At 53.1% G+C, this 25,635-nt stretch carries 22 protein-coding genes, 2 tRNA genes, 2 rRNA genes and 1 pseudogene; 17 read left to right on the top strand and 10 right to left on the bottom strand.

Annotation, left to right across the window (positions count from 1 at the left end; genetic code table 11):
• The 4 genes from ACLD4K_RS20420 to dkgB form a co-directional block, all read left to right on the top strand.
• A 23S ribosomal RNA gene (locus tag ACLD4K_RS20420) occupies positions 1 to 1,917 on the top strand; the annotation flags it as partial.
• A 197-nt stretch (positions 1,918 to 2,114) separates the two neighbouring features.
• Positions 2,115 to 2,230, top strand: a 5S ribosomal RNA gene (gene rrf / locus ACLD4K_RS20415).
• Positions 2,231 to 2,284: 54 nt separating this feature from the next.
• A tRNA-Asp gene (locus tag ACLD4K_RS20410) sits at positions 2,285 to 2,361 on the top strand.
• Between the two features lie 164 nt (positions 2,362 to 2,525).
• Positions 2,526 to 3,329 carry a 2,5-didehydrogluconate reductase DkgB gene (dkgB, locus tag ACLD4K_RS20405; RefSeq protein ID WP_411012407.1) on the top strand — a complete coding sequence of 268 codons (804 nt, stop codon included), beginning with the start codon at positions 2,526 to 2,528 and terminating at the stop codon, positions 3,327 to 3,329.
• A 20-nt stretch (positions 3,330 to 3,349) separates the two neighbouring features.
• On the opposite strand, the gene yafC is transcribed toward dkgB, so the two are convergent.
• The gene (gene yafC / locus ACLD4K_RS20400) at positions 3,350 to 4,264 is read right to left on the bottom strand and encodes a DNA-binding transcriptional regulator YafC (protein ID WP_183055954.1); all 915 of its coding nucleotides are present in this window, start codon (positions 4,262 to 4,264) and stop codon (positions 3,350 to 3,352) included.
• A gap of 104 nt (positions 4,265 to 4,368) precedes the next feature.
• Between yafC and ACLD4K_RS20395 the strand changes: the two genes are divergently transcribed.
• The 3 genes from ACLD4K_RS20395 (at position 4,369) to ACLD4K_RS20385 (ending at position 7,324) form a co-directional block, all read left to right on the top strand.
• On the top strand, positions 4,369 to 5,544 hold the full coding sequence (locus ACLD4K_RS20395; RefSeq protein WP_411012406.1) for an MFS transporter: 1,176 nt from the start codon (positions 4,369 to 4,371) through the stop codon (positions 5,542 to 5,544).
• Between the two features lie 131 nt (positions 5,545 to 5,675).
• A complete protein-coding gene (locus ACLD4K_RS20390; protein ID WP_001230970.1) occupies positions 5,676 to 6,476 on the top strand; it encodes an endonuclease/exonuclease/phosphatase family protein in 801 nt (266 codons plus the stop codon).
• A gap of 77 nt (positions 6,477 to 6,553) precedes the next feature.
• Complete coding sequence (locus ACLD4K_RS20385; RefSeq protein WP_411012405.1) at positions 6,554 to 7,324, top strand: class I SAM-dependent methyltransferase; 771 nt, start codon at positions 6,554 to 6,556, stop codon at positions 7,322 to 7,324.
• Positions 7,325 to 7,379: 55 nt separating this feature from the next.
• Here ACLD4K_RS20385 and mltD read toward each other — a convergent pair whose 3' ends face one another.
• Positions 7,380 to 8,747, bottom strand: coding sequence for a murein transglycosylase D (gene mltD, locus ACLD4K_RS20380; RefSeq protein WP_000644706.1), 1,368 nt, complete (start codon positions 8,745 to 8,747; stop codon positions 7,380 to 7,382).
• A 71-nt stretch (positions 8,748 to 8,818) separates the two neighbouring features.
• Positions 8,819 to 9,574, bottom strand: a complete 756-nt coding sequence (gene gloB / locus ACLD4K_RS20375; RefSeq protein WP_183059877.1) for a hydroxyacylglutathione hydrolase — start codon at positions 9,572 to 9,574, stop codon at positions 8,819 to 8,821.
• A 34-nt stretch (positions 9,575 to 9,608) separates the two neighbouring features.
• Here gloB and ACLD4K_RS20370 point away from each other — a divergent pair, with 34 nt between their 5' ends.
• Positions 9,609 to 10,331 (top strand): class I SAM-dependent methyltransferase, encoded by a 723-nt coding sequence (locus tag ACLD4K_RS20370; RefSeq protein WP_000801238.1) that lies wholly within the window; start codon positions 9,609 to 9,611, stop codon positions 10,329 to 10,331.
• On the opposite strand, the gene rnhA is transcribed toward ACLD4K_RS20370, so the two are convergent.
• On the bottom strand, positions 10,328 to 10,795 hold the full coding sequence (gene rnhA, locus ACLD4K_RS20365; RefSeq protein WP_000917872.1) for a ribonuclease HI: 468 nt from the start codon (positions 10,793 to 10,795) through the stop codon (positions 10,328 to 10,330). The two genes, ACLD4K_RS20370 and rnhA, sit on opposite strands and share 4 nt — an antisense overlap.
• 63 nt (positions 10,796 to 10,858) lie before the next feature.
• Here rnhA and dnaQ point away from each other — a divergent pair, with 63 nt between their 5' ends.
• Together dnaQ and ACLD4K_RS20355 are read left to right on the top strand one after the other, a co-directional pair.
• The gene (dnaQ, locus tag ACLD4K_RS20360; protein WP_001670675.1) at positions 10,859 to 11,590 is read left to right on the top strand and encodes a DNA polymerase III subunit epsilon; all 732 of its coding nucleotides are present in this window, start codon (positions 10,859 to 10,861) and stop codon (positions 11,588 to 11,590) included.
• Between the two features lie 133 nt (positions 11,591 to 11,723).
• A tRNA-Asp gene (locus tag ACLD4K_RS20355) sits at positions 11,724 to 11,800 on the top strand.
• 321 nt (positions 11,801 to 12,121) lie between these two features.
• On the opposite strand, the gene ACLD4K_RS20350 is transcribed toward ACLD4K_RS20355, so the two are convergent.
• Genes ACLD4K_RS20350 through tagK form a run of 6 tightly spaced genes read right to left on the bottom strand, consistent with a single transcriptional unit; the run spans position 12,122 to position 18,277 of the window.
• The gene (locus ACLD4K_RS20350) at positions 12,122 to 13,171 is read right to left on the bottom strand and encodes an ImpA family type VI secretion system protein (protein WP_411012404.1); all 1,050 of its coding nucleotides are present in this window, start codon (positions 13,169 to 13,171) and stop codon (positions 12,122 to 12,124) included.
• Between the two features lie 10 nt (positions 13,172 to 13,181).
• Positions 13,182 to 14,177, bottom strand: a complete 996-nt coding sequence (gene tssG / locus ACLD4K_RS20345) for a type VI secretion system baseplate subunit TssG (RefSeq protein WP_000145239.1) — start codon at positions 14,175 to 14,177, stop codon at positions 13,182 to 13,184.
• Positions 14,174 to 16,057 carry a type VI secretion system baseplate subunit TssF gene (gene tssF, locus ACLD4K_RS20340; RefSeq protein WP_411012403.1) on the bottom strand — a complete coding sequence of 628 codons (1,884 nt, stop codon included), beginning with the start codon at positions 16,055 to 16,057 and terminating at the stop codon, positions 14,174 to 14,176. The genes tssG and tssF overlap by 4 nt, the downstream gene beginning before the upstream one ends.
• A 15-nt stretch (positions 16,058 to 16,072) precedes the next feature.
• The gene (gene tssE / locus ACLD4K_RS20335) at positions 16,073 to 16,567 is read right to left on the bottom strand and encodes a type VI secretion system baseplate subunit TssE (RefSeq protein ID WP_000108007.1); all 495 of its coding nucleotides are present in this window, start codon (positions 16,565 to 16,567) and stop codon (positions 16,073 to 16,075) included.
• Positions 16,564 to 17,388 (bottom strand): type VI secretion system accessory protein TagJ, encoded by an 825-nt coding sequence (locus tag ACLD4K_RS20330; RefSeq protein WP_183059881.1) that lies wholly within the window; start codon positions 17,386 to 17,388, stop codon positions 16,564 to 16,566. Before ACLD4K_RS20330 ends, tssE begins: the two co-directional genes overlap by 4 nt.
• Positions 17,375 to 18,277 carry a type VI secretion system-associated protein TagK gene (gene tagK, locus ACLD4K_RS20325; RefSeq protein ID WP_183059882.1) on the bottom strand — a complete coding sequence of 301 codons (903 nt, stop codon included), beginning with the start codon at positions 18,275 to 18,277 and terminating at the stop codon, positions 17,375 to 17,377. Before tagK ends, ACLD4K_RS20330 begins: the two co-directional genes overlap by 14 nt.
• Before the next feature lie 511 nt (positions 18,278 to 18,788).
• Here tagK and tssH point away from each other — a divergent pair.
• The 7 genes and pseudogenes from tssH to ACLD4K_RS20290 all read left to right on the top strand — a co-directional run.
• A complete protein-coding gene (tssH, locus tag ACLD4K_RS20320) occupies positions 18,789 to 21,428 on the top strand; it encodes a type VI secretion system ATPase TssH (RefSeq protein WP_411012402.1) in 2,640 nt (879 codons plus the stop codon).
• A gap of 99 nt (positions 21,429 to 21,527) precedes the next feature.
• The gene (gene tssB, locus ACLD4K_RS20315) at positions 21,528 to 22,070 is read left to right on the top strand and encodes a type VI secretion system contractile sheath small subunit (protein ID WP_000996815.1); all 543 of its coding nucleotides are present in this window, start codon (positions 21,528 to 21,530) and stop codon (positions 22,068 to 22,070) included.
• A gap of 23 nt (positions 22,071 to 22,093) precedes the next feature.
• Positions 22,094 to 23,602 carry a type VI secretion system contractile sheath large subunit gene (gene tssC, locus ACLD4K_RS20310; protein WP_000013884.1) on the top strand — a complete coding sequence of 503 codons (1,509 nt, stop codon included), beginning with the start codon at positions 22,094 to 22,096 and terminating at the stop codon, positions 23,600 to 23,602.
• Positions 23,603 to 23,668: 66 nt separating this feature from the next.
• Positions 23,669 to 24,055, top strand: coding sequence for a BPSL0067 family protein (locus ACLD4K_RS20305; protein ID WP_023202546.1), 387 nt, complete (start codon positions 23,669 to 23,671; stop codon positions 24,053 to 24,055).
• Between the two features lie 12 nt (positions 24,056 to 24,067).
• Positions 24,068 to 24,514 carry an STY0301 family protein gene (locus tag ACLD4K_RS20300; RefSeq protein ID WP_024146195.1) on the top strand — a complete coding sequence of 149 codons (447 nt, stop codon included), beginning with the start codon at positions 24,068 to 24,070 and terminating at the stop codon, positions 24,512 to 24,514.
• A 251-nt stretch (positions 24,515 to 24,765) separates the two neighbouring features.
• The gene (locus ACLD4K_RS20295; protein ID WP_000312793.1) at positions 24,766 to 25,251 is read left to right on the top strand and encodes an Hcp family type VI secretion system effector; all 486 of its coding nucleotides are present in this window, start codon (positions 24,766 to 24,768) and stop codon (positions 25,249 to 25,251) included.
• A 66-nt stretch (positions 25,252 to 25,317) separates the two neighbouring features.
• Positions 25,318 to 25,502: pseudogene (locus tag ACLD4K_RS20290) on the top strand (type VI secretion system lipoprotein TssJ); the annotation flags it as partial.
• Positions 25,503 to 25,635: the final 133 nt, after the last annotated feature.

Raw genomic sequence — 25,635 nt, 5'->3', positions numbered from 1 at the left:
GCAGCCATCATTTAAAGAAAGCGTAATAGCTCACTGGTCGAGTCGGCCTGCGCGGAAGATGTAACGGGGCTAAACCATGCACCGAAGCTGCGGCAGCGAACGTATCACTTAAAGCGATTCAGCGGATGACGATTGACGGAGCGAAGCGACGTCAAAGCGTATACAAAGTCGAGTCGGTTTAAGGATACGTTCGTTGGGTAGGGGAGCGTTCTGTAAGCCTGTGAAGGTGGCCTGTGAGGGTTGCTGGAGGTATCAGAAGTGCGAATGCTGACATAAGTAACGATAAAGCGGGTGAAAAGCCCGCTCGCCGGAAGACCAAGGGTTCCTGTCCAACGTTAATCGGGGCAGGGTGAGTCGACCCCTAAGGCGAGGCCGAAAGGCGTAGTCGATGGGAAACGGGTTAATATTCCCGTACTTGGTGTTACTGCGAAGGGGGGACGGAGAAGGCTATGTTGGCCGGGCGACGGTTGTCCCGGTTTAAGCGTGTAGGTGTGTGTTCCAGGTAAATCCGGTTCACTTTAACACTGAGGCGTGATGACGAGGCACTACGGTGCTGAAGCAACAAATGCCCTGCTTCCAGGAAAAGCCTCTAAGCATCAGGTAACATCAAATCGTACCCCAAACCGACACAGGTGGTCAGGTAGAGAATACCAAGGCGCTTGAGAGAACTCGGGTGAAGGAACTAGGCAAAATGGTGCCGTAACTTCGGGAGAAGGCACGCTGACACGTAGGTGAAGTGATTTACTCATGGAGCTGAAGTCAGTCGAAGATACCAGCTGGCTGCAACTGTTTATTAAAAACACAGCACTGTGCAAACACGAAAGTGGACGTATACGGTGTGACGCCTGCCCGGTGCCGGAAGGTTAATTGATGGGGTCAGCGCAAGCGAAGCTCCTGATCGAAGCCCCGGTAAACGGCGGCCGTAACTATAACGGTCCTAAGGTAGCGAAATTCCTTGTCGGGTAAGTTCCGACCTGCACGAATGGCGTCATGATGGCCAGGCTGGCTCCACCCGAGACTCAGTGAAATTGAACTCGCTGTGAAGATGCAGTGTACCCGCGGCAAGACGGAAAGACCCCGTGAACCTTTACTATAGCTTGACACTGAACATTGAGCCTTGATGTGTAGGATAGGTGGGAGGCTTTGAAGTGTGGACGCCAGTCTGCATGGAGCCGACCTTGAAATACCACCCTTTAATGTTTGATGTTCTAACGTGGACCCGTAATCCGGGTTGCGGACAGTGTCTGGTGGGTAGTTTGACTGGGGCGGTCTCCTCCTAAAGAGTAACGGAGGAGCACGAAGGTTGGCTAATCCTGGTCGGACATCAGGAGGTTAGTGCAATGGCATAAGCCAGCTTGACTGCGAGCGTGACGGCGCGAGCAGGTGCGAAAGCAGGTCATAGTGATCCGGTGGTTCTGAATGGAAGGGCCATCGCTCAACGGATAAAAGGTACTCCGGGGATAACAGGCTGATACCGCCCAAGAGTTCATATCGACGGCGGTGTTTGGCACCTCGATGTCGGCTCATCACATCCTGGGGCTGAAGTAGGTCCCAAGGGTATGGCTGTTCGCCATTTAAAGTGGTACGCGAGCTGGGTTTAGAACGTCGTGAGACAGTTCGGTCCCTATCTGCCGTGGGCGCTGGAGAACTGAGGGGGGCTGCTCCTAGTACGAGAGGACCGGAGTGGACGCATCACTGGTGTTCGGGTTGTCATGCCAATGGCACTGCCCGGTAGCTAAATGCGGAAGAGATAAGTGCTGAAAGCATCTAAGCACGAAACTTGCCCCGAGATGAGTTCTCCCTGAGACTTAGAGTCTCCTGAAGGAACGTTGAAGACGACGACGTTGATAGGCCGGGTGTGTAAGCGCAGCGATGCGTTGAGCTAACCGGTACTAATGAACCGTGAGGCTTAACCTTACAACGCCGAAGATGTTTTGGCGGTTGAGAGATGATTTTCAGCAGTGATTCAGAGTTGAGTACGCAATAATTTGCGCAGCAGCAAGGCGGCAAGCGAAGGAAAGGAAGGAGCATACAGAAGTATGTGACTGACTTTACGAGCGCAGGCAACGCCGCTGATGCGATAAAGAATTGCGTACTGAGCATAAAAGAATTTGCCTGGCGGCACTAGCGCGGTGGTCCCACCTGACCCCATGCCGAACTCAGAAGTGAAACGCCGTAGCGCCGATGGTAGTGTGGGGTCTCCCCATGCGAGAGTAGGGAACTGCCAGGCATCAATTTAAGCAGTAAACTGATGTAAAAATCAGTGGTTGTAAAAGAATTCGGTGGAGCGGTAGTTCAGTTGGTTAGAATACCTGCCTGTCACGCAGGGGGTCGCGGGTTCGAGTCCCGTCCGTTCCGCCACTTATTAAAAGCCCTGAGCATTAGCTCAGGGCTTTTTCTTTGCCTGTCATTTAATTATTGCTCAATTCGCAAAAATCCTCTGCATTTCTCGCTCTTTTTCTACAAAGCGCTGAAGGTCATAATCCCCTCAGTTAACGAACATAGTGATTAAAAAGAGGAATTCTATGACTATCCCTGCATTCGGTTTAGGTACTTTTCGCCTGAAAGACGACGTGGTTATCGCTTCTGTTAAAACGGCGCTTGAACTGGGCTACCGTGCTGTCGACACTGCGCAAATCTATGATAATGAAGCGGCTGTTGGACAGGCGATTGCTGAGAGCGGCGTACCGCGTAATGAGCTGTACATCACCACCAAGATCTGGATTGAAAACCTTAGCAAAGACAAGCTAATCCCAAGCCTGAAAGAGAGCCTGAAAAAACTGCGTACCTATTATGTCGATCTGACGCTGATCCACTGGCCATCTCCGGGTGATGCCGTGTCTGTCGAAGAATTTATGCAGGCATTGCTGGAAGCTAAAAAACAAGGGCTGACTCGCGAAATTGGCGTTTCAAACTTCACCATTCCGTTGATGGAAAAGGCTATTGCCGCGGTGGGCGCAGGCCATATCGCCACCAACCAGATTGAGCTATCTCCGTATCTGCAGAATCGTAAGGTGGTTGACTGGGCGAAAGCGCACGGTATCCACATCACCTCTTATATGACGCTGGCATACGGTAAAGCGCTGAAAGATGAAGTGATTGCGCGCATTGCGGCTAAACATAATGCGACCCCGGCGCAGGTTATTCTGGCATGGGCAATGGGTGAAGGTTACTCCGTGATCCCTTCATCCACCAGGCGTGAAAACCTGGCAAGCAACCTGCTGGCACTGGACCTGCATCTGGATGCCGAAGATAAAAATGCGATCGCGGCACTGGACTGCAACGATCGTCTGGTTAGCCCGGAAGGTCTGGCCCCTGCCTGGGATTAATTACCCGATCCTTTGTACCTTTAACCCTCTTTCACAGCTCCTGCGGGGGCTGTTCTTATATATTCGCTCAAAAAGTCGATAAATGCCCGAATGCGTGTGCTGACGGCGCGATCGCTGTAGTAAACGGCGCTGAAAGGCATTTCTACCGGCAGACGTTTATCGGCCAGCAGTTCCACCAGTTCTCCCCGCGCGATCTCTTTATCAATCATATAATCTGAAAGACATGCAATGCCGTTACCGCTCAGGCAAAGTTGTTTTAACGTTTCCCCGCTGTTGGAAGAAATCCCACATTTGATCTCATGGAGCTGCCCGTCGCTACAGGCAATCGGCCAGGTATTGAGCGAAACAGGTTCTGAGAACCCCAGGCACAGATGCCGTTTTAACTCTTCAACGGTCTCTGGCTTGCCAAAACGGGCAATATAATCCGGTGAGGCGATAATCTTACGATAACTGGTAAATAACGGACGCGCGCGCAGACTTGAATCTGTCAACGTGCCTGCGCGTATCGCAACATCCACTTTTCGTTCAATAAGATTGATGAACGTTTCTGAGGAGACAAGAGACAACGTTATTTCCGGATACCGTTCACGAAAAGGTTTAATCAGCGGCATCAGGAAATGCAGCATTACCGGCGTGGCCGCATCGATACGCAGTAAGCCGCGCGGGGTATTACGCGACTCCATGATTTCCGTTTCTGCGGCGGCCATTTCTTGCAGTATCTGCTGCACGCGCCTGAAGTATCGCTCTCCTTCTTCAGTCAGGCTCAGTTGCCGGGTCGTACGATTAAGCAGACTGACGCCGAGCTTCATCTCCAGCTTTTTAACTGCCCGGCTGACAGCGGAATTGGCCTGTCCAAGCTGCTCTGCCGCCCGGCTGAAGCTGCCGCTTTCCACGACAGCGACAAAAATTGCAAGTTCTTCGGAGGTGGCTTTCATTTTTGCTCCTGAAGCAAAATTAAATTGATATTTTGGCTATTTTTGTCATTAAAACATCCAGGCATACTGCGTGTCATCTGATTACTGTTGTTATGGAGTTATGTATGCCTCTCGCTTTATTTGCACTGACAATAAGTGCCTTCGCTATCGGTACGACTGAGTTTGTGATTGTCGGCCTGGTGCCGACCATTGCTCAACAACTGGCTGTCTCGTTACCCTCCGCCGGAATGCTGGTTTCAATCTATGCGCTGGGTGTGGCTATTGGCGCGCCGGTGCTGACCGCACTGACCGGACGCCTGCCGCGTAAACAGTTACTGGTCGCGCTGATGGTCTTGTTTACGGCGGGGAATTTGCTGGCATGGCAGGCACCGGGCTATATGACATTAATCGTCGCCCGTCTGCTGACGGGCCTGGCGCACGGCGTGTTCTTCTCGATTGGATCTACCATCGCGACAAGTCTGGTGCCAAAAGAGAAAGCGGCTTCTGCTATCGCTATTATGTTTGGTGGTTTAACGGTAGCGCTGGTCACGGGCGTGCCGCTGGGGACATTCATCGGTCAGCATTTTGGCTGGCGTGAGACCTTCCTTGCGGTATCACTGTTAGGCGTGATTGCGCTGGTGAGTAGTCAATTGCTGATTCCTGCCAATATTCCCGGTCGGGCGGCCGCCAGCATTCGTGACCAGGTGAAAGTACTGGCTCATCCTCGTCTGTTGCTGATTTACGCCGTTACGGCGCTGGGCTATGGCGGTGTATTCACGGCATTCACCTTTCTGGCACCAATGATGCAGGATCTGGCGGGATTCTCCCCGGCAGCGGTAAGCTGGATCTTACTGGGGTATGGCGTATCAGTGGCTATCGGCAATATCTGGGGCGGTAAACTGGCAGATAAGCATGGTGCCGTGCCGGCGTTGAAATTTATTTTCGCCGCGCTGTTTGTACTGCTGATGGTCTTCCAGGTGACGGCCTCCACGCAGTATGCCGCGCTGGCTACCATTCTGGTGATGGGGATCTTTGCCTTCGGTAACGTACCGGGGTTGCAGGTCTACGTGGTACAGAAAGCGGAACAATTCACGCCTAATGCGGTAGATGTGGCGTCAGGTCTGAACATTGCGGCGTTTAACATTGGTATTGCGCTGGGCTCCGTGATTGGCGGGCAAACGGTGGAGCATTACGGTTTGGCGCGGACGCCGTGGATTGGCGCCCTCATTGTTCTGGTGGCTTTCTTACTAATGGGCGTCAGCGGACGTCTTGATAAACCTGTACGCATTGCTCTGGAGTAAATTATTGATGTAAGCGCCTACTTACAAAACAAACTGCAATTGTTCGTTGAAAGTGAGTGCTAAAATCCCTATAACAGAAGAACCAGTCCGGTTGCGGACTGGTTGACGTTACAGAGGTTTGAAAGTCTAAAGTGCGAAAAAACACCTATGCGATGCGCTATGTTGCCGGACAGCCCGCCGAACGGATTTTGCCGCCAGGGTCGTTTGCGAGCATTGGCCAGGCATTGCCCGCCGGGGAACCGCTAAGCAGTGAAGAGCGGATCCGTATCCTCGTGTGGAATATATTCAAGCAGCAGCGAGCCGAATGGTTATCGGTGCTGAAGAACTACGGCAAAGATGCGCATCTGGTCCTGTTGCAGGAGGCACAGACGACGCCTGAACTGGTACAGTTTGCCACCGCTAACTATCTTGCTGCCGATCAGGTTCCCGCTTTTGTATTACCTCAGCATCCGTCTGGCGTCATGACGCTTTCTGCCGCCCATCCTGTTTACTGCTGCCCTTTACGGGAAAGAGAACCGATTTTACGTTTGGCGAAATCAGCCCTGGTGACGGTATATCCCTTGCCGGATACCCGTTTATTAATGGTAGTAAATGTTCATGCGGTAAATTTTAGTCTGGGTGTGGACGTATACAGTAAGCAGTTACTTCCGATCGGCGACCAGATTGCGCACCATAGCGGCCCTGTCATTATGGCGGGTGATTTTAATGCCTGGAGCCGTCCACGTATGAATGCGTTGTACCGCTTTGCACGTGAGATGTCGCTGCGCCAGGTTCGTTTCACTGACGATCAGCGCCGTCGTGCGTTTGGACGACCGCTGGATTTTGTTTTTTATCGTGGGTTAAACGTGAATGAAGCCTCCGTACTGGTGACGCGCGCTTCCGATCACAATCCGCTACTCGTTGAATTCAGTCCCGGCAAACCTGAGCAATAAAGGTGCGTCAGGTCTGCCGTGGGGCAGGCCTCTGCGGGTGCTGCCCTCTATTTTTCTCATAACAGAAGGGCACTACCATGACAACGCATTCCCACCATGACAATGTTGAAAAGCAGTTTGGTTCACAGGCGAACGCCTATTTACATAGCGCCGTTCACGCAGCAGGTCGTGACTTAGCGTGGCTGGCGCAAAGGTTGTCTGATTTTTCCCACGCGAACGTACTGGATATGGGATGTGGAGCTGGACACGCGAGTTTTGTCGCTGCGCAACATGTCAACTCGGTCGTGGCATACGATTTATCCGCCAGCATGCTTGAGGTTGTCGCTGGAGCGGCGGAAGAAAGACATTTAAGTAATATTACCCTCCGGCAAGGCTATGCAGAAAAGCTGCCCTTTGAAGACGCATCGTTTGAGGTGGTGATTAGCCGCTATTCCGCGCATCACTGGCACGACGTTGGTCAGGCATTGCGTGAGGTTAATCGTGTATTAAAACCCGGCGGCGTGCTGATTATCATGGATGTCATGTCGCCAGGACATCCTGTACGCGATATCTGGCTGCAAACGGTGGAGGCGTTACGCGACACGTCGCATGTCCGTAACTATTCCAGTGGTGAATGGCTGGCGATGGTCAATAACGCGATGCTGGTAACGAATACCGTGATAACCGATCGTTTATCGCTGGAGTTTCGCTCATGGGTAACGCGGATGCGTACGCCAGCGCCGTTGGTTGAGGCGATTCGATTATATCAGGCGAGTGCCCCGGTAGAGGTGAAGCGCTATTTTGAGTTGCAGGATAACGGCTCGTTTAGCAGCGATATTATCATGCTGGAAGCGCATAAAGCGGTATAGCAATTTAAAAGGCGCCGGGGGAAGCGGCGCCTTTTGGCTTTTTCGTCGGACAATATCAGGAGTCTGGCGTGCTATTGTCCTTCACAAACAACGTAAGCTGATCGCCCGGTTGTAGATTATCCGTATCATGGTTCCAGCGCATCACATCTTTGATATTCACCCCGTGACGTCTGGCGATACTGGAAAGCGAATCGCCTTTACGGACACGATAGGTAATGCTATCGCTATTGTTTGCCAGTCGTTGCGCGCTACTGCCAGCTCCCACGGTCAGGCTTTGCCCGATTTTCAGGCGCGAACCACGCAGGTTGTTCCACTGCTGCAAGTCCTTCGTGCTTACGCCAAGCCGCGAAGCAATACCGGAAAGCGTATCGCCAGATCGCACCTTATAGCTACGGCTATTCAGCGGCGTATTGTCGGCGATCAGTTGGGACTGAACGGCGTCAATCTCACCGGAAGCCAGCGACTCACGCAACTGCTCGGCATGCTTTTTGGGCACCATAACATATTGCGGACCGCTTACGCCTAAGGTAGACCCTTTTACACCGGCATTAAACGTCTTCAGCTTGCTGATAGACATGCCCGCCATATCCGCAACCTGGGCCATTTCAACTGGACTGTTTAAACGAACTCGTGCCAGCGCTCGGCTTTCATCTGTTGTTGGCAGACGTACACCGTAGCGTTTGCTGTTTTTGAGAATTTCACTCAATGCCAGCATCTTAGGTACGTAGAGTTTTGTTTCTCTGGGCAAAGAAAGCGACCAGAAATCCGTTGGTTTTCCACGCGCTTTGTTTGCTTTAATTGCCCGCATAACACGGCCTTCGCCGCTGTTATACGCTGCAACGGTTAACAGCCAGTCGCCGTCAAACATTTTGTTCAGACGCTGCATCATGTCTAACGCGGCGGTCGTAGAGGCTACAACATCGCGACGCGCGTCATAATTACGGGTCTGCTTTAAACCATAATTGCGCCCTGTGCTCGGTATGATCTGCCAGATGCCTGCGGCATTGGCGCCAGACGTTGCGTGAGGATCAAAAGCGCTCTCCACTATGGGTAGTAGTACCAGCTCCATAGGCATGTTACGTTTCTTAACCTGCCCCGCTATCCAGTACATATACGGCTCTGCCCGTAAAGTTACATCGTGGAGATAGCTCTTATTGCGTAAATACTTCTGTTTCTGTTCGCGAATCCGGCTGTTTTCCGGAATTCCCATCTTTAGCTCGTCGCCAATGAAAGCCCACAAGTCCTGATCTGGCGCGATAGACGTTCCGTCGTCCATCCATCGTGCCTGACTCGTAAACTTTCCTGCTTCCCCTTGACCAGCTGCAGAAAGGCTCTGTGCGTGCTGTTGGACGTTGCCAGTGTTCTGAGACGTCTGGCACCCCACAAGCAGGACAGAGGCGAGTAATATCGCTTTTGCCTTCATGTGTGTGTCAATAGTTGCTTAAAAGACGACCGATCATAACGGCGAAGTTAGCGAATGACAAGTAAGAATTATCAGAACGTGTCTTTCTTTGACCTTAACCATGCAAAACGCGCTTCTGGTTGTTGCAATATTGTTTCTTTGTTTATTTCATTAATTAAATCAATATCTTCAGTTCTTAAAAAAAGATTAATCTTACGCTCATTTTTAAGAATAACGGGTAATGTCATTTGTTTTTTTACACGTAACTCTTTAACTTTACGATAATATTCATTTATGAACGAATCGTGCGGAAGTATGCTCAATGCGAACTTAATGTTAGCTAAAGTGTATTCGTGAGCGCTGCAAATGAGTGTGTCGTCAGGCAGAGAATTAATTTTCATAAATGACTGATACATCTGTGATGGTGTGCCTTCAAACAGTCGGCCACAGCCGCCGGAAAACAGCGTGTCGCCGCAGAATAAGTAAGGATGGCTAAAGTAACAGACGTGTCCTAACGTGTGACCCGGCGTGGCAAAAAGCGTAAATTTCTCGCCTAAAACGCGAATAGTATCGCCATCGCCAACAAGATGGGTTGCTCCCTTGTCTTGCGTTTCCGCCGGTCCATAAACCGTCATTTGCGGGAAGTGTTGCAACAGCTCTTTGACTCCGCCAACATGGTCGTGATGGTGATGCGTCAGAAAAATCGCCTCCGGCATCCACTTATGTTCAGCAATGGCCTTTAAGACGGGTGCCGCTTCGCCGGGATCAACAATCACACAGCGGCCTTCATCATTGGTCAGCACCCAGATGTAATTGTCCTGAAACGCGGGAATACTGTTAAGATTCATATATTACCTCTCAAATAATTAGCGGAAGGTTGCGATGAAACCGGCAAGGCTCTCTCAAACTGTCGTTGCGCCCGGATGTTGGGGTGAGTTGCCCTGGGGCAATTACTACCGTGAGGCGCTGGAACAGCAGCTAAATCCGTGGTTTGCAAAAATGTATGGTTTCCATTTGCTTAAAATCGGTAATTTAAGCGCAGAAATCAATTCCGAAGCGTGCGCGGTCTCCCATCAGGTGAATGTTTCATCGCAGGGGTCGCCGATGCAGGTTCTGGCCGATCCGCTACATCTTCCTTTTGCGGATAAATCCGTCGATGTTTGTCTGCTGGCGCATACTTTGCCGTGGTGTACCGACCCGCACCGTTTATTACGGGAAGCCGACCGCGTATTGATTGATGACGGTTGGCTGGTCATCAGTGGATTTAATCCGCTGAGTTTGATGGGGTTACGTAAACTGGTACCCGTTTTACGTAAAACACCGCCCTATAATAGTCGAATGTTTACCCTTATGCGGCAACTGGACTGGCTGTCTTTACTCAATTTCGAAGTGCTACATTATAGCCGTTTTCATGTCTTACCCTGGAAAAAGCAGGGAGGGCGGCTTTTAAATACGCATATCCCGGCGCTGGGCTGTTTACAGCTTATTGTGGCCCGTAAGCGGACCATCCCGCTTACGCTTAATCCGCTGCGACATAATAAAAGTAAAACCCCTATCCGCCAGACCGTTGGCGCCACCCGGCAATATCGCAAACCGGATGGCTAAGCTTCTGCCTGGTAGCCACTATCTTCCTGCGTGGGATTCATTGCCGCGGCGCGCGCCAGTTCATCACAACGCTCGTTTTCGGGGTGGCCTGCATGGCCTTTGACCCATACCCATTTGATCTGATGCTGGCCTAACGCTGCATCGAGACGTTTCCAGAGATCGACATTTTTTACGGGTTTCTTTTCCGCTGTTTTCCAGCCGCGTTTCTTCCAGTTATGAATCCATTGGGTAATTCCTTGCCGCACATATTGGCTGTCGGTGCTCAATGTCACTTCGCAATGTTCTTTTAACGCTTCAAGCGCGACGATCGCCGCCATCAGTTCCATACGGTTATTGGTGGTCAGCGTGTAACCTTCACTAAACGTTTTTTCATGACCGCGATAGCGTAAGATAGCGCCATAACCACCGGGCCCTGGATTCCCCAGGCAAGAGCCATCGGTGAAAATTTCTACCTGTTTAAGCATCTCTGGTAGACTTCCTGTAGTTGAAATCGATAACAAAACGCAAGTCTGACATAAATGACCGATATGAGCACTGCAATTACACGACAGATTGTCCTCGATACCGAAACCACCGGTATGAACCAGATAGGCGCGCACTATGAAGGTCACAAGATTATTGAGATCGGTGCGGTTGAGGTGATAAACCGTCGTCTGACCGGCAACAATTTTCATGTTTACCTGAAGCCGGATCGGCTGGTGGATCCGGAAGCGTTTGGCGTACACGGTATTGCCGATGAGTTTCTGCTGGATAAGCCGGTTTTTGCTGATGTGGTCGATGAGTTTCTCGATTATATCCGCGGCGCGGAGCTGGTCATCCATAACGCATCGTTCGATATCGGCTTTATGGATTATGAGTTTGGTCTGCTTAAACGCGATATTCCTAAAACCAATACTTTCTGCAAAGTTACCGATAGCCTGGCGTTGGCGCGGAAAATGTTCCCCGGTAAGCGTAACAGCCTTGATGCGCTGTGTTCGCGTTATGAGATAGATAATAGCAAACGTACTTTGCACGGCGCATTGCTCGATGCCCAGATCCTTGCTGAAGTGTATCTGGCGATGACGGGCGGACAAACGTCCATGACGTTTGCGATGGAAGGAGAGACGCAACGGCAGCAAGGTGAAGCGACCATTCAGCGAATCGTTCGCCAGGCCAGCCGGTTACGGGTCGTTTTTGCCTCTGAGGAAGAGCTGGCTGCGCATGAATCGCGGCTTGATCTGGTGCAGAAAAAGGGCGGAAGTTGCCTTTGGCGGGCGTAATTTATTCCTTTTTAGGCTATAAAAATCATCCTTCGGGCGATTTTTGCAGCAACTGATTCAAAAGGTGAGAAAAAGCGTTGACGGGCGACACCGCAAACCGTAATATTCGCCTCGTTCCCAGCGGGAACATCACGGAGCGGTAGTTCAGTTGGTTAGAATACCTGCCTGTCACGCAGGGGGTCGCGGGTTCGAGTCCCGTCCGTTCCGCCACATACAAATCTCAGGGTGTTTTTATACATCCTGTGAAGTAAAAAAAACCGTATCACTGTAAAAGGGATACGGTTTTTTTTTCGTCTTCAAGAAGTTCCACCGCCTATCGTGGAATCTGACGCAAATGGGTCTACGCCTGGATGACGAGCAGGATATTACAGCCACTTCTTTCACTGTCATGGTTATTTTGTCCCACTGACATTTAAGGCGCGGCCTCATGGCGGTGCTTAACCGGGATCGGGACATGTTCAGCGCAGAAGCAGACTGCGTAATGTTGATGTCACTCAGATAATCACGGAGAACCGCCAGACATGCGCATCATCACTCCAGGGCATCCCACTTCTCCAGTAACTCCACCGGGATCTCATTGATCACCTCCGAGAACCGTTTTCCCACCAGTCTTTCAGCCTGGCGTAACAGTGGGATGGTCGGGCTGCTGGGTTCACTGCTCTCAAACCAGCGACGAATGCACCGCAGGCGTTCCAGCGCATCATTACGATCGCGAATTGGCCCCGGTTCAGCATTGTGTGGGAGGGATATACCGGGTGGCGCGTTGACAGGCGGCACATCCTCTGCCCGTGCCGGAACGGCATTATCCATAACCGTGCCTGCGGGGTCTGGCGCTGGCGACGGAGGGATTTCCGACGTGGTTGTCTGTACCACGTCAGGCAGCAGCGCCAACAACTGCCGCAGGCGTGAAAAATCTGGAGCCAGATCGCCTAATGTCTCACGCGCCCACACTTGCAGGCGTTCTGCGCTTTCCTGCGCTTCGCGAAACGCCGCCAGCGGTAATGCCCCACGGGCTTCGAGGTCTGCCAGTTGCTGGCGGACGGATTCGGGGGCCAGCGCATCAGCCGGGCGAGGAGCGGATAACGCGCGCTCGACATCCCGTACCTGAAGGCGCAGGGCGGCACTGTTGGACAGCGTGATACTGCGAATATCCGCCATCACGCCTTCGTGATCCAGCAGTGCCGCCAGAGCGTTACTGCGCGCCAGCGCCGCATCTTCAACAGATTCTGCGGATGCACCTTCGCCGGTGAGTAGCTGTGGATGGAGTGCATCAGACCAGATTACGCTCAGTTCTGTCAGTTGTGTGAGCATTTCCGCCAGTCCCTGTGCGCCAGCCTGCTGGATGCGACTGCGCAGCAGCAGGATCAACACCCGGATATCCTTACTGCGCGTGAGCAGACGGCGCGCATCACGCTCAATTTCCGGCCAGTTCACGGCTTCCGGCGTACTGACAAAATCACCATATTGCGCCTCCGCCTGGGGGGCGGCGCGGCTGAACAGCAGCAGGTATTCCGGATCGTACTCCGGATCGGGGCCGCAGGGTTGTTCCGCGCTTACCGGTTTAGTCAGGGACATGTCCATATCATTACTCTCAGTGGGTTAAGCCGTGTTCAGGTTCAAAAATCATGCCAGTCACCGGACGGTCATGCATAGCTTTACCTGCCCAGGCCGTCCAGCCAAGCCGCTGCGCGCCGCCGATCACCGCAGGCGGTGCGGCATGGGGCTTCAACTGCAGCTCAATTTCCCAGCAATATTCAAAACCGATGAACGTACGCACCAGTTCTGTCAGCACGGGCAGATTGTTGCCGCCGGGCAGAAAACGCAGGTAATCCTCCAGCGTGAGCGGGCCGATAATTAGCCGGAATTTGTACTGCATATCCGGTACGGCCTGGCCAATAAGCGCCCCGTTGCCCAGCACCGAAGACTGCGCGGGCGTGCCCAGACGGGTGATTTCATCGTTCGCCACCGTTATCCAGTGCAGGGCGAACTCTTTCACCGCAAAAGGTACGCTGAAATAGTGCGCCAGCGTGGCGGCCAGCCCGTCAGGATTGCGCGATTCGCGTACCAGATGAGCGGAGGCCGCCAGGCGAACATGATCTGACAGCGGGCTTTCGGCGCTTTCCCGTAGATCCTGCCCGCTGAGACTGGCGATATAAAACGCAAAGCGGTCGTGTTCCGGTTTGTCCAGCCCGCCACCAGCGGACTGGGCGCTGCGCCATGCCTGCCAGAACTGCGTCAGCCAGCGGTGGTGAAAAATATTGGAAAAATGAACCAGCGTCGGATCGTGACGGCTCTCTGAGCGATTTAGCGCCAGCTCGGTATAGTGCAGCGGCAACGGGCCGTTTGGCCCCCACAGTCCGAGACTGTACAGACTCAGGTGCAGGCGTCCATCCTGCCAGCTGACCTGGGCGATTTCCCGTGGCGCAAAGGTCATCGTCGGCGTCTGTCCCAGACGGAATTTTTCCATCCGTGGCTGCCAGATACTGCCTGCCGGAGTATCACAGAGCTGGGCATCCACGCGCCGCATCAGGTTCAGGAATCCGTAACGCCATGGGGTTTTCTGCGCCTGGTCGAGAGCGCCGGTCATATGCTCCCCCGTTGCCCGGTTCTGACCGGCCAGGTCATGACATGCCCGCGTTGCATCGAGTGCAGCGTCATCTGTGAGAAGGTATTAATGGAAACATGGCGGGCAATATAGTGTTCCAGCACCAGACCGAACAGGTAAGGACTGATACCGGAAAATCCTTCTTCGTCCACGGTCAGTTCGCAACTGACGCCCCGGCCATAGACCAACAGGCCGGAGCCGGGCAGGCGGCGGGTCACCGGGGTGGTTTTGCAGCCAATCAGGCTGCGCACCTGGCGCGACTGCGGGCTGTCGTGAGCCGGGATAAACAGGTTCAGCAGATCGCGCAGCGCCTGGCCGCCGGTGCGGTGATCCAGATCGGCCAGCGGCAGATAATTAAACGACAATTGCCGGATCAGCCGCCAGGCCATTTCGCGTTCAGCCAGCGGCGGCTGCGGCGGGCGCGGCGGTCTGATAAGACCCACGCCCGCCACCGGAATCGCCGCATCTACGGTCAGATCATCCCGGCCATTACGTGGAATAAGGCAGGGCAGATCGCGGTTAGTCACCATTGCCGTGACGGTGATATGGCGCAGATTTTCCGGGTAGGGCGCTTCATGCTGATCAACCAGCGACAGGAAGACTTCCGAGCCGGTATAGGGGGTTCGGGTGCCATAGCGGCGGGCGTTTTCTGACGAGCGGCGCGGCTCACGACGCAGTGAAAAATAACGCCCGTGGTTGCCTTCGTCATTATTACGGGTGTGATACAGCGGACGAAAAATCATCTTCCGTGTGGTTTCCGCTTCCAGGCCTTCAACTTCCTGGACAGAAAACACCTCGTAATCCAGCGGACGAGTACGATCCACCACCAGATGCTGTTCCGTCACGCTGTGAGTGACTTCAATCCGGGTGGTAGTGCGGGGAAACAGGTTGATCACCGGCGTACAGAACAGGCTGAACTGTGCAGCGTCCGTCTGATGAATCAGCCAGTCCGGCGGCAGGCGGTTAAGCAGTATGATAATTTCCGCCACATTGCCCTGCACCTTTTGTAGACCGGCAGACAATCCGGTCGGGGTGAAGAAGTAAAACCGCTCCGGACAGGCGAAAAATTCATGCAGCAGATTATGGCCGTGAAACACGTTCCAGGCGAGCGGCAGCAGCCCCTGCCCTGGCTCCAGCCCTTCGTGCGCCACCGGGTGTTGAAGATTCACATTCAGTTCGCCGTCAAAGTGACCGGGTTCACCGGCCAGTGTGGCGACGGCGCTGGTATGCAGCAGCTCAAACAGGTGTGACGCAATGCGTTCTTCGCCGCAGAGGTAAAAGGGCAGCCGTGCCGGACCGGCCAGCTCGCTGAAAGTCAGTTCCCCGAAGGTTCGCAGGGTGATGCGCAATGCCCCGGCGACATAAATATTAGGCGGCAGATAGCGGTGCAGGGCGGGCATATCCGGCGGCGCGGCGGTCAGGCGTACCTCCTCGATGGACAGCGGCCACAGCGTGACGTCCTGGCTGCTGCGAAACTGGCAGGCGGTATTTTCGCCTTCCGGGATGGGGGAAATGAACGCGGTATCGCGCGGCACGGTGACCCCTTTCGCCAGGTCGCCTTCCTGCGTATCGGGATACAGTTTTACCACTGCCATCGATGGCGTGGGGGTGACGTAATTGGGGCTGACGACTTCCAGTAATCGCTGTGTGAAGCGGGGAAACTCGGCGTCAATTTTTAGCTGAGTACGGGCGCTCAGAAAGCTGAACGCCTCGATCATGCGTTCCACATACGGGTCGGCAATATCGCTTCCCTGCATCCCCAGCCGGGCGGCAATTTTGGGATGGAGGGTGGCGAACTCAGCACCGGTCTCCCGCAGGTAGCTCAGTTCGCGGTTGTAATACTCCAGTAGCCGTGGATCCATGAATAATGCCCTGTATTAAAAGAACGTAATGCGGCTCAGCTCCATATCCAACGCGCTGCGTACCAGAAACTCCGTGGGATACGGCTGCGTCAGAATTTGTCCGCGAATTTCAAACTGTAGCGTGTTATAGCTACCCTGCCGGGTTTTATCGAGCAATGGCGTGACCCTGAGTGTGGCGGCGTTCAGCCGGGGTTCGAAACGAATAATGGCGCGCCGAATCGCCTCGCTGATATCGTCCCACTTATGCTCATACATAAAGCTGCCCGCCAGCGGCGGCAGGCCATAGTTGAGCACTGACGCCGCCGCCTGCGGATAGCGCCGGGCGTCGATGTCACCCTCGTGGCTAATGGTATTGAGCAAAAAGGAGAGATCCCGACGAATGATCTCCTTCAGTTGTACCGGCGTGACGCTGATATCCCGGTCAATTTTCTGATACGGAGCATTGTCACACAGCCGATCAAATAGGGTGGGCAGCAGGTGGTTAGCGGGTGTAAAACGGGACGTGCTCATGCGCCATCGTTTTCCTGAGCATGAAAGGTACAATGGGCCATGTCCAGCAGGCTGATATCGCCGTGGCTGGTCAGCCAGACTTTCTGCCCCAGCGCCCCCACGGTGGTTTCGCCGGGGCCGTCCTGCCAGGCGGTTTCCCGGCACAGACGCAGGGCGTCGGATGCACTTTCCGAACCGCTGTAACGGGTAAAGAGCCAGGCTCCGTGCGTATCGCCATTCACCAGGGTGATATTAACGGGTTTCCACAGCAAATCGGTCAGGCGTGTTGGTTGCGGCGATTCCAGCGAGCGTATTTGCGAAAACGGCAGCCAGATATACACGCCGCCGGTGACCAGCTCAAGTACCGGGCCAAGGCGGGAATCGCTGTCGCTCGCCCAGTCAAATGCGCCGCCGTTCCACTGCCCGCCAGTATCTGTTATGGCTTCCAGTGCGGTATTACGGTGTTTATCAACCTCACCGGTATCGCCATGACAGGCGAGTGCCGCCAGGAGTGACTCCACCCAGACGGGCTGCGGCAGAAGAAAACCTGGCCGTTGTTCACCCTGAAAAACGGTGCGGCGGAACATTTCGCAGCGAACCAGCTCCCGGTACAGCCGGGCCTCCTGGGTATAATTGGCCTCCATTCTGGCACATAGCTGAAGCTGGTGTAGCGCCCGCGACCAATCTCCGGCCACACACAGCAACTGAAACAGGCTGTGGCGGCATAGCGCCTTCGCCGGATTTTCCCGAACCTGCTGCTCCGCCATCTGAATCCCCTGTGCAATAGAATATTCCTGTATCAGCGCGGACAGAGTAGCAGGAAGCGTGTCAGTTTTTTTCATGGGCGGTATTTCCATTTTTCTGTGTCGGAGTGATTCGGTAGTGGCTGTCGATGCCAATAATACGATGCTCGCGGCGGGTCAGATCGGGCAGTATCTCGCTATGTGCGGTTTTCCCCGCCAGTTCCGGCGAGAGCAGTTGCAGGATATCGGGCATTGATTCCATCGCCAGCCAGTGCATTTCACCCTCACCGGTCGCGTCCAGCGTATCCAGAATGGCATCAATACCGGGCGCGCCTGCCACCATATCCTGTAACGTGTCGGTGTCGCCCTTTTTATCGTATAACGACGTCAAATCCTGAGTGACAGCGTCTTCATTTCGGGGAAACGGTTTAGGACGGAGGGGCTTTTCCTGCCCGGAGGGCCGTAATGCCTGCTGATATTCCTGGTAAAGCTGGTGTAGCGTGCTATCCGCTTCATGGCCGGTGTAAGAGGGCGCGGTTTCCCGGACGGGAATAATATCGAACGGGTTCTGCGGATTGAGCTGTTGCTGTTTAAACCAGTCCAGATCCAGGTACTCAGCAACGGATTCAGATGACTGAACCAACTGAGGAAACGAAACATCGGGACGGGACTCATCATTGGTGCGGGCAAGGCACCAGGATGACAGACCCCATTCAATCGTATCTCCATCATTCAGCCGCATACGGTGATGAGGTTCCATCACCTGCTCATTGACGGCACAGCACAGTTCATCCGAGTGATTAACAATCCACCACGCCTCTTCGTGGCGAACAAGACTGAGCGCGATATCGTCTTTCCCATGTTGCTCAAAAAGCGGAATGTAGGGGGCGGCGGCAGTAAATACGATGTATGTCCCGGCGGGATACTGTGCGTTATCCGTTATACCCTGCGACTGTATTTTCCGTAATTCCCACATGTCTTGTTTCATTATGTCCCTTAGAGCCTATCCCATTAGGGCTATTTTACTTGCCATTTTGGACCTGGGCAGTGCTCAAAATCCTCACGTACTACGTGTACGCTCCGGTTTTTGCGCGCTGTCCGTGTCCAAACTGGCTGCGCCAATAACGCCTGGTGGGATAGGCTCTTAAATGTATTTATTTTTCTGGAGGAAACGTTTAGGGAGCTTTAATTCATAAATAAGTTTAACTAACTTCATAGAAGTTCATTATTGATGACACCCTTTTGTTATTGTTGTCGTGAATGCATTGCTATATGCACAAATGCCTTTTTGAAATATTATTTCATTTAATTATATAATTACGATTTATCTTGCCATTACTTGATTGTTTAATATTAACGGCCTGGTTGCTAATTAGTCCCTGATCTGTATCATTGTTTTGTTTCGATATTTTGTCGAACATTTTAATAAAGAATTGTTTATATATTCATGTGCATTGATGCGCTATTTTTATGAATTTTTATGTCCCAAGGCATAACAAATGGAAACTCCTGTTTCACGCAGTGCGTTGTATGGAAAACTGGCCGGCCCACTATTCCGGTCGCTGGAATCGGCGACGGCATTTTGCAAACTACGCTCTAATCCCTGGGTTGAGCTGACCCACTGGCTGCACCAGTTAACACAGCAGCCCGATAACGATATTCTCCACGTTCTTCGGCATTACCAGATCCCTCTTTCCGATGTGGAGAAAGCGTTACTCCGGCAACTGGAGATGCTGCCCGCTGGGGCCAGCGCCATCAGTGATTTTTCTCACCATATCGATCTCAGCGTTGAAAAGGCCTGGATGCTGGCAAGCGTCCGTTACGGCGATAACAAAATTCGCAGCGGCTGGTTGCTGCTGGCCTTGTTGACCACGCCAGAACTGCGTCGGGTACTGAACAGTATCTGCGCGCCGCTGGCAACGCTTCCGGTTGATGAACTGACGGAAATATTGCCTTCGTTGATCGAAACATCGCCGGAAGCGCAGGAGCGCCCTTACGACGGCTCCGGCCTGGCATCAGCCATTCCCGGTGAAAGCAGTCAGGCGATTCCCGGCGGCGTGCAGGACGGTAAATCCGCGCTGGCGAAATATTGTCAGGACATGACGGCACAGGCGCGCGACGGCAAAATCGACCCGGTGACGGGGCGTGAGCATGAAATCCGCACCATGACGGATATTCTGCTGCGCCGTCGTCAGAATAATCCACTACTGACCGGTGAGGCGGGCGTCGGGAAAACGGCGGTCGTCGAAGGTTTTGCCCTCGCGATTGCGCAGGGGGAAGTGCCGCCCGCGCTGCGGGAAGTACGGCTGCTGGCGCTGGATGTTGGTGCTCTGTTGGCCGGAGCCAGCATGAAAGGCGAGTTTGAATCGCGTCTGAAAGGGTTACTGGAAGAGGCCGGGCGCTCACCGCAGCCGGTTATTCTGTTTGTCGATGAAGTCCACACTCTGGTGGGCGCGGGCGGCGCATCCGGCACGGGCGATGCCGCTAACCTGCTGAAACCGGCGCTGGCGCGCGGCACCCTGCGGACTATCGGCGCCACCACCTGGAGCGAATACAAACGGCATATTGAGAAGGATCCGGCGCTGACCCGTCGTTTTCAGGTGTTGCAGATTGCCGAGCCGGAAGAGATCCCCGCAATGGAAATGGTGCGTGGTCTGGTGGATACGCTGGAAAAACACCATAACGTACTGATTCTGGATGAGGCGGTACGTGCGGCGGTACAGCTTTCTCACCGTTACATTCCCGCCCGGCAGTTGCCGGATAAAGCCATCAGCCTGCTGGATACCGCCGCGGCCCGCGTGGCGCTGACGCTGCACACGCCGCCTGCCAGCGTACAGTTCCTGCGCCAGCAGCTAAAAGCGGCGGAAATGGAACGGTCGCTGTTGCAGAAGCAGGAAAAAATGGGGATTCAGTCAGATGAGCGGCGCGATGCGCTGACGGCGCGAATTTTCTCGCTCAACGATGAACTGACTGCATCCGAATCCCGCTGGCAGCGGGAGCTGGAACTGGTACATACGTTGCAGGAACTGCGTCTCGCAGAGTCTGATGCTGATGACAAAACCACGCTGCAACAGGCCGAAACGACGCTAAGGGAGTGGCAGGGCGACGCGCCGGTGGTGTTCCCGGAAGTCAGCGCGGCGGTGGTCGCGGCGATTGTCGCCGACTGGACCGGTATTCCTGCCGGGCGCATGGTGAAAGATGAGGCCAGCCAGGTGCTGGAACTGCCTGCCCGACTGGCGCAACGCGTTACCGGGCAAGACGGCGCGCTGGCGCAGATTGGTGAACGTATTCAGACCGCCAGGGCGGGACTGGGCGATCCACGAAAACCGGTGGGCGTGTTTATGCTGGCCGGGCCGTCCGGTGTCGGTAAAACCGAAACCGCGCTGGCGCTGGCGGAGGCTATCTACGGCGGTGAGCAAAACCTGGTAACCATCAATATGAGCGAGTTCCAGGAGGCTCACACCGTTTCCACGCTGAAAGGCGCGCCGCCCGGCTATGTGGGCTATGGCGAGGGTGGTGTGCTGACGGAAGCGGTGCGTCGCCACCCCTGGAGCGTAGTGCTGCTCGACGAGATCGAAAAAGCGCACCATGACGTTCACGAACTCTTCTATCAGGTGTTTGACAAGGGCGGGATGGAGGACGGTGAGGGAACACATGTCGATTTCAAAAACACCACGCTACTACTCACCACCAACGTGGGTTCCGACCTCATCAGCCAGCTCTGTGAAGATCCGGCCTTAATGCCCGATGCTACGGGGCTTAAAGAGGCGCTAATGCCGGAATTGCGCAAGCATTTCCCGGCGGCATTTCTGGGCCGCGTGACGGTGATCCCTTACCTGCCGCTGGACGAAACGTCGCGTGGCGTGATTGCCCGTCTGCACCTTGACCGGCTGGTGGCGCGGATGGGTGAACAGCACGGCGTGACGCTGACGTATAGCGAGGAACTGGTCGCACATATTGTGGCGTGCTGTCCAATGCATGAAACGGGCGCGCGGTTGCTGATTGGCTACATCGAACAGCACATTCTGCCACGACTGTCGCGCTACTGGTTGCAGGCCATGACGGAAAAAGCCGCGATCAGGCAGATTGATATCGGCGTTAATGGTGAGGAGCAGATTGTTTTTGAGATCGTTTGCTGAAACCGGCCGTTCGAAGTGTCCGTAGTGCGATTTTAAAAACTGTACCGGTATACCGCTCCCCTTGCGGCAACCAGTTGACTAAAAAGGAAATGAAGGATTATGGCTATCAACAATAGCGCGCAGAAATTCATCGCGCGTAACCGCGCGCCGCGCGTGCAGATTGAATATGACGTAGAAATTTACGGTTCCGAGAAAAAAATCGAGCTGCCGTTCGTGATGGCGGTGCTGGCCGATCTGGCCGGGAAACCGCGGGAAGAACTGCCGCCGGTGACGGATCGCAAATTCCTCGATATTGATATTGATAACTTCAATGAGCGCATGAAAGCCATTGCGCCGCGCGTGGCGTTCGCTGTGCCGAATACGCTGACGGGTGAAGGTCAGTTGATGGTCGATATCACGCTGGAAAATATGGACGACTTTTCGCCGGCACAGATTGCCCGCAAGGTGGACGCCCTGAACCAGTTACTGGAAGCCCGCACCCAACTGGCGAACCTCCAGACCTACATGGATGGTAAGGCCGGGGCGGAAAATCTGGTCAATAAACTGTTGCAGGACCCGACCCTGCTGAAAACGCTGGCGAATGCGCCGAAACCGGCCGCTACCCAGCAAGGTGTGTCAGCGGATAATGAATCAGCGGAATAACGTCGAATTTTTAAGGAATTTTCATGGCAAACAGTAATATGCAGGCAACCGACGCGGTTGCTCAGGATACCGTCTCCGCATCCGGTGAATTTGATGCGTTGCTGAATCAGGCCTTCCGACCCAAGACTACCCAGGCGGCAAAAGCCGTGGAAGCCGCGGTGCAGACGCTGGCGCAACAGGCGCTGGCGAACACGATCACCGTCAGCGATGACGCTTATAAAAGCATCAGCGCTATTATTGCGCAGATCGACTTTAAACTGACCGAACAGATCAAACTGATTCTGCAACATCCCGACTGGCAGAAGCTGGAATCCTCCTGGCGCGGTATGGAGCATTTGGTTTACAACACCGAGACCGACGAAAAGCTGAAAATCCGCTTCATGAATCTGTCAAAAGATGAATTGCGGCGCAACATGAAGCGTTACAAGGGCATCGCCTGGGATCAAAGCCCGATGTTCAAGAAACTGTATGAAGCCGAATACGGCCAGTTAGGCGGCGAACCTTATGGCTGTATCATTGCGGATTACTACTTCGACCATACACCGCCCGATGTGGATCTGCTTGGCTCTATCGCCAAAGTTGCCGCGTCGGCCCATGCGCCGTTTATTGCCGGGGCTTCCCCCTCGGTACTGCAAATGGACTCCTGGCAGGAACTGGCGAATCCTCGCGACCTGACCAAAATCGTCACCCAGAACCTGGAATATGCGCCGTGGAACTCCCTGCGGGCCAGCGAAGACTCCCGTTATATTGGCCTGACGATGCCGCGTTTTCTTGCCCGCCTGCCATATGGCGCAAAAACCAACCCGGTGGACGAGTTTGATTTTGAAGAAGATGCGGATGGTTCTGACCATACTAAATACGTCTGGAGCAACGCGGCCTACGCGATGGGTGTAAACATCAACCGTTCCTTCAAACACTACGGCTGGTGTACGTTGATTCGCGGTGTGGAATCAGGCGGTGCGGTGGAAAATCTTCCCTGCCATACCTTCCCGACTGACGATGGCGGCGTGGACATGAAATGCCCGACCGAAATCGCCATCTCTGACCGCCGCGAGGCTGAACTGGCGAAAAACGGTTTTATCCCGTTGATCCACCGTAAAAACTCAGACTATGCCGCCTTTATCGGCGCACAGTCGCTGCAAAAACCACAGGAATACTACGATCCGGACGCGACGGCCAACGCCAACCTGTCCGCCCGTCTACCGTACCTGTTCGCCTGCTCGCGCTTCGCGCACTTCCTCAAATGTATCGTCCGCGACAAAATCGGTTCCTTTAAAGAGCGTGAGGATATGCAGCGCTGGCTAAATGAATGGATTATGAATTATGTCGACGCCGATCCGGTGAACTCCTCGCAAGAAACTAAAGCCCGTCGTCCGCTGGCTGCCGCTGAAGTAGTGGTGGAAGAGGTGGAAGGCAATCCAGGTTATTACGACGCGAAATTCTTCCTGCGTCCGCATTTCCAGCTTGAAGGGCTGACGGGATCGCTGCGCCTGGTGACAAAACTGCCGTCAGTGAAGCAGGGCAATGCCTGATGCATTTATTTTGTGAATGTTTAAGCGAGTGAAGTCAGAGAAGATAGAGAATATAAAGAGGGATATATGGCATATATTTACGGTTTGGTTGATTCGTTGCAAGGGAAAGATCAGGTCGGTGATGGGGAGTGTGTGGCTTTAGTCAAGCAATATGCACATTTGGGGGTTACAGGAACCTGGAAGCAAGGGCGGAAGGTTTTTGGGGATAAGTCGATCCCCAGGGGGACAGCAATCGCAACTTTTGTTAATGGTAAATACCCAACTGGTGACGCTGTGCATAAACATGCGGCTTTCTATCTTGAACAGGATTCTAACTATATTTATGTTATGGATCAGTGGAAAAAGAAGAAAAAAATCTCGTCCCGCTCACTTTCTCGTAAAGGTGGGATACGTAGTGATGGCACATATCCGGATGCCAGTAACAATGCCGAAGCTTTTTATATTATTGAGTAGGAAATACATATTATGACCATAAGCTCAACTTTTCATCTGTTACCTGGTATTGTTCTGCTCTTTTCACAATATGCTGTGGCTTGGGAAGTTAGTTGTCCGGCTGTTATTGATACTCAGTCTTCTGCTGTGAGCCTGAAGTCTGATGTCCCAGCGCCGTGGCAGCTTTCTCCCCGATATATGTCGCGTTTATGGTTAAGTAGTATTGGGGTAACGCAGGGTAAACCTGAAAACCTGATGGATCTCAAACCAGAGACTAAAAAAGTAAACGGTGAAAATTGGTCTGTATGGGAAACAGAACGTGTTAGCGATAAAGAAACCGATCGCTATTGGGTTTCGTGCATTTATGGTCATGAACAGATATGGTTGACGCAACCAATACCTGCTTCTTCTACTCGCTGTAAGACCCGTGATTTTGAGGGGTCGCCAGAAGACCAGTCTGTATCTTTTATCTGTAATTAGCAATTTGAGACGTGAAAATTTCAGTACAGGTTATAGTTTTTATTATCGGAAGTTATGAGGCATTATTTATATCCATTAAATAACGCGAACTCATAAAATAACTAAATACATTATCGGTACCGGAAAAATATACAGTCTTCTGTTCTCCTGAAATTATTGGAGAGGGATTCTGTACGGCAATGATTTATCTATAAACAAAGATGTAGATAAAATCAGATTAATTTTAAGTAAAACTTAATAAGGATATAAAAATGGCTTATGACATTTTTTTGAAAATTGACGGCATTGACGGCGAGTCAATGGATGATAAACACAAAAATGAAATCGAGGTGCTGGGCTGGCGCTGGAATATTCATCAGGAATCCACCATGCACGCCGGTAGCGGCCTCGGCTCCGGTAAGGTCTCCGTCACTAATCTGGAATTCGAGCATTATATCGATCGCGCCAGCCCGAACCTGTTCAAATACTGCGCCTCCGGCAAGCACATTCCGCAGGCCATTCTGGTTATGCGTAAGGCTGGCGGCAACCCGCTGGAGTACCTCAAGTACACCTTTACCGATCTGATCGTTGCGGTCGTTTCACCTAGCGGTAACAGAGAAGGCGAAATCGCGTCTCGCGAGCGAATTGAGCTCTCCTTCAGCACCGTGAAGCAGGAATACGTGGTGCAGAACCAGCAGGGTGGCAGCGGCGGCACTATCACCGCAGGTTACGACTTCAAGGCGAACAAAGAAATTTAACGGCTGTTTTTCCGGCCAGATTTATGTCTGGCCGGATTTATTGTTTTGATTTTAAAGGCATTTACAGTGAATAAATGGCGTAACCCCACTCGGTGGTTATGTGCGGTAGCTATGCCTTTTACACTGCTCCTGCTTTACTGATGCGGCCGCTACCTGACCCCTAATCGCAGCGGCCTGGCCTGAGCGTGAAAGCGTTTTACAAGGTGAATTCTGACAATCAGAAGAAAGCAGCGCCTATGGAGATACGTGTTGAGAATTAATGATCTACACAGAATTTTTAGAGGGTAAGCAAAATGAACAGACCTTCATTCAATGGAGCGTGGTTAGCTTTTAGAGCCTATCCCACCAGGCGTTATTGGCGCAGCCAGTTTGGACACGGACAGC

The organism is Salmonella sp. 741265055_HSA, assembly GCF_046569525.1.
Lineage (GTDB): Bacteria > Pseudomonadota > Gammaproteobacteria > Enterobacterales > Enterobacteriaceae > Salmonella > Salmonella enterica.
Note: the sequence above shows the minus strand (reverse complement) of the source record. Positions and strands in the feature narration are given on the sequence as shown.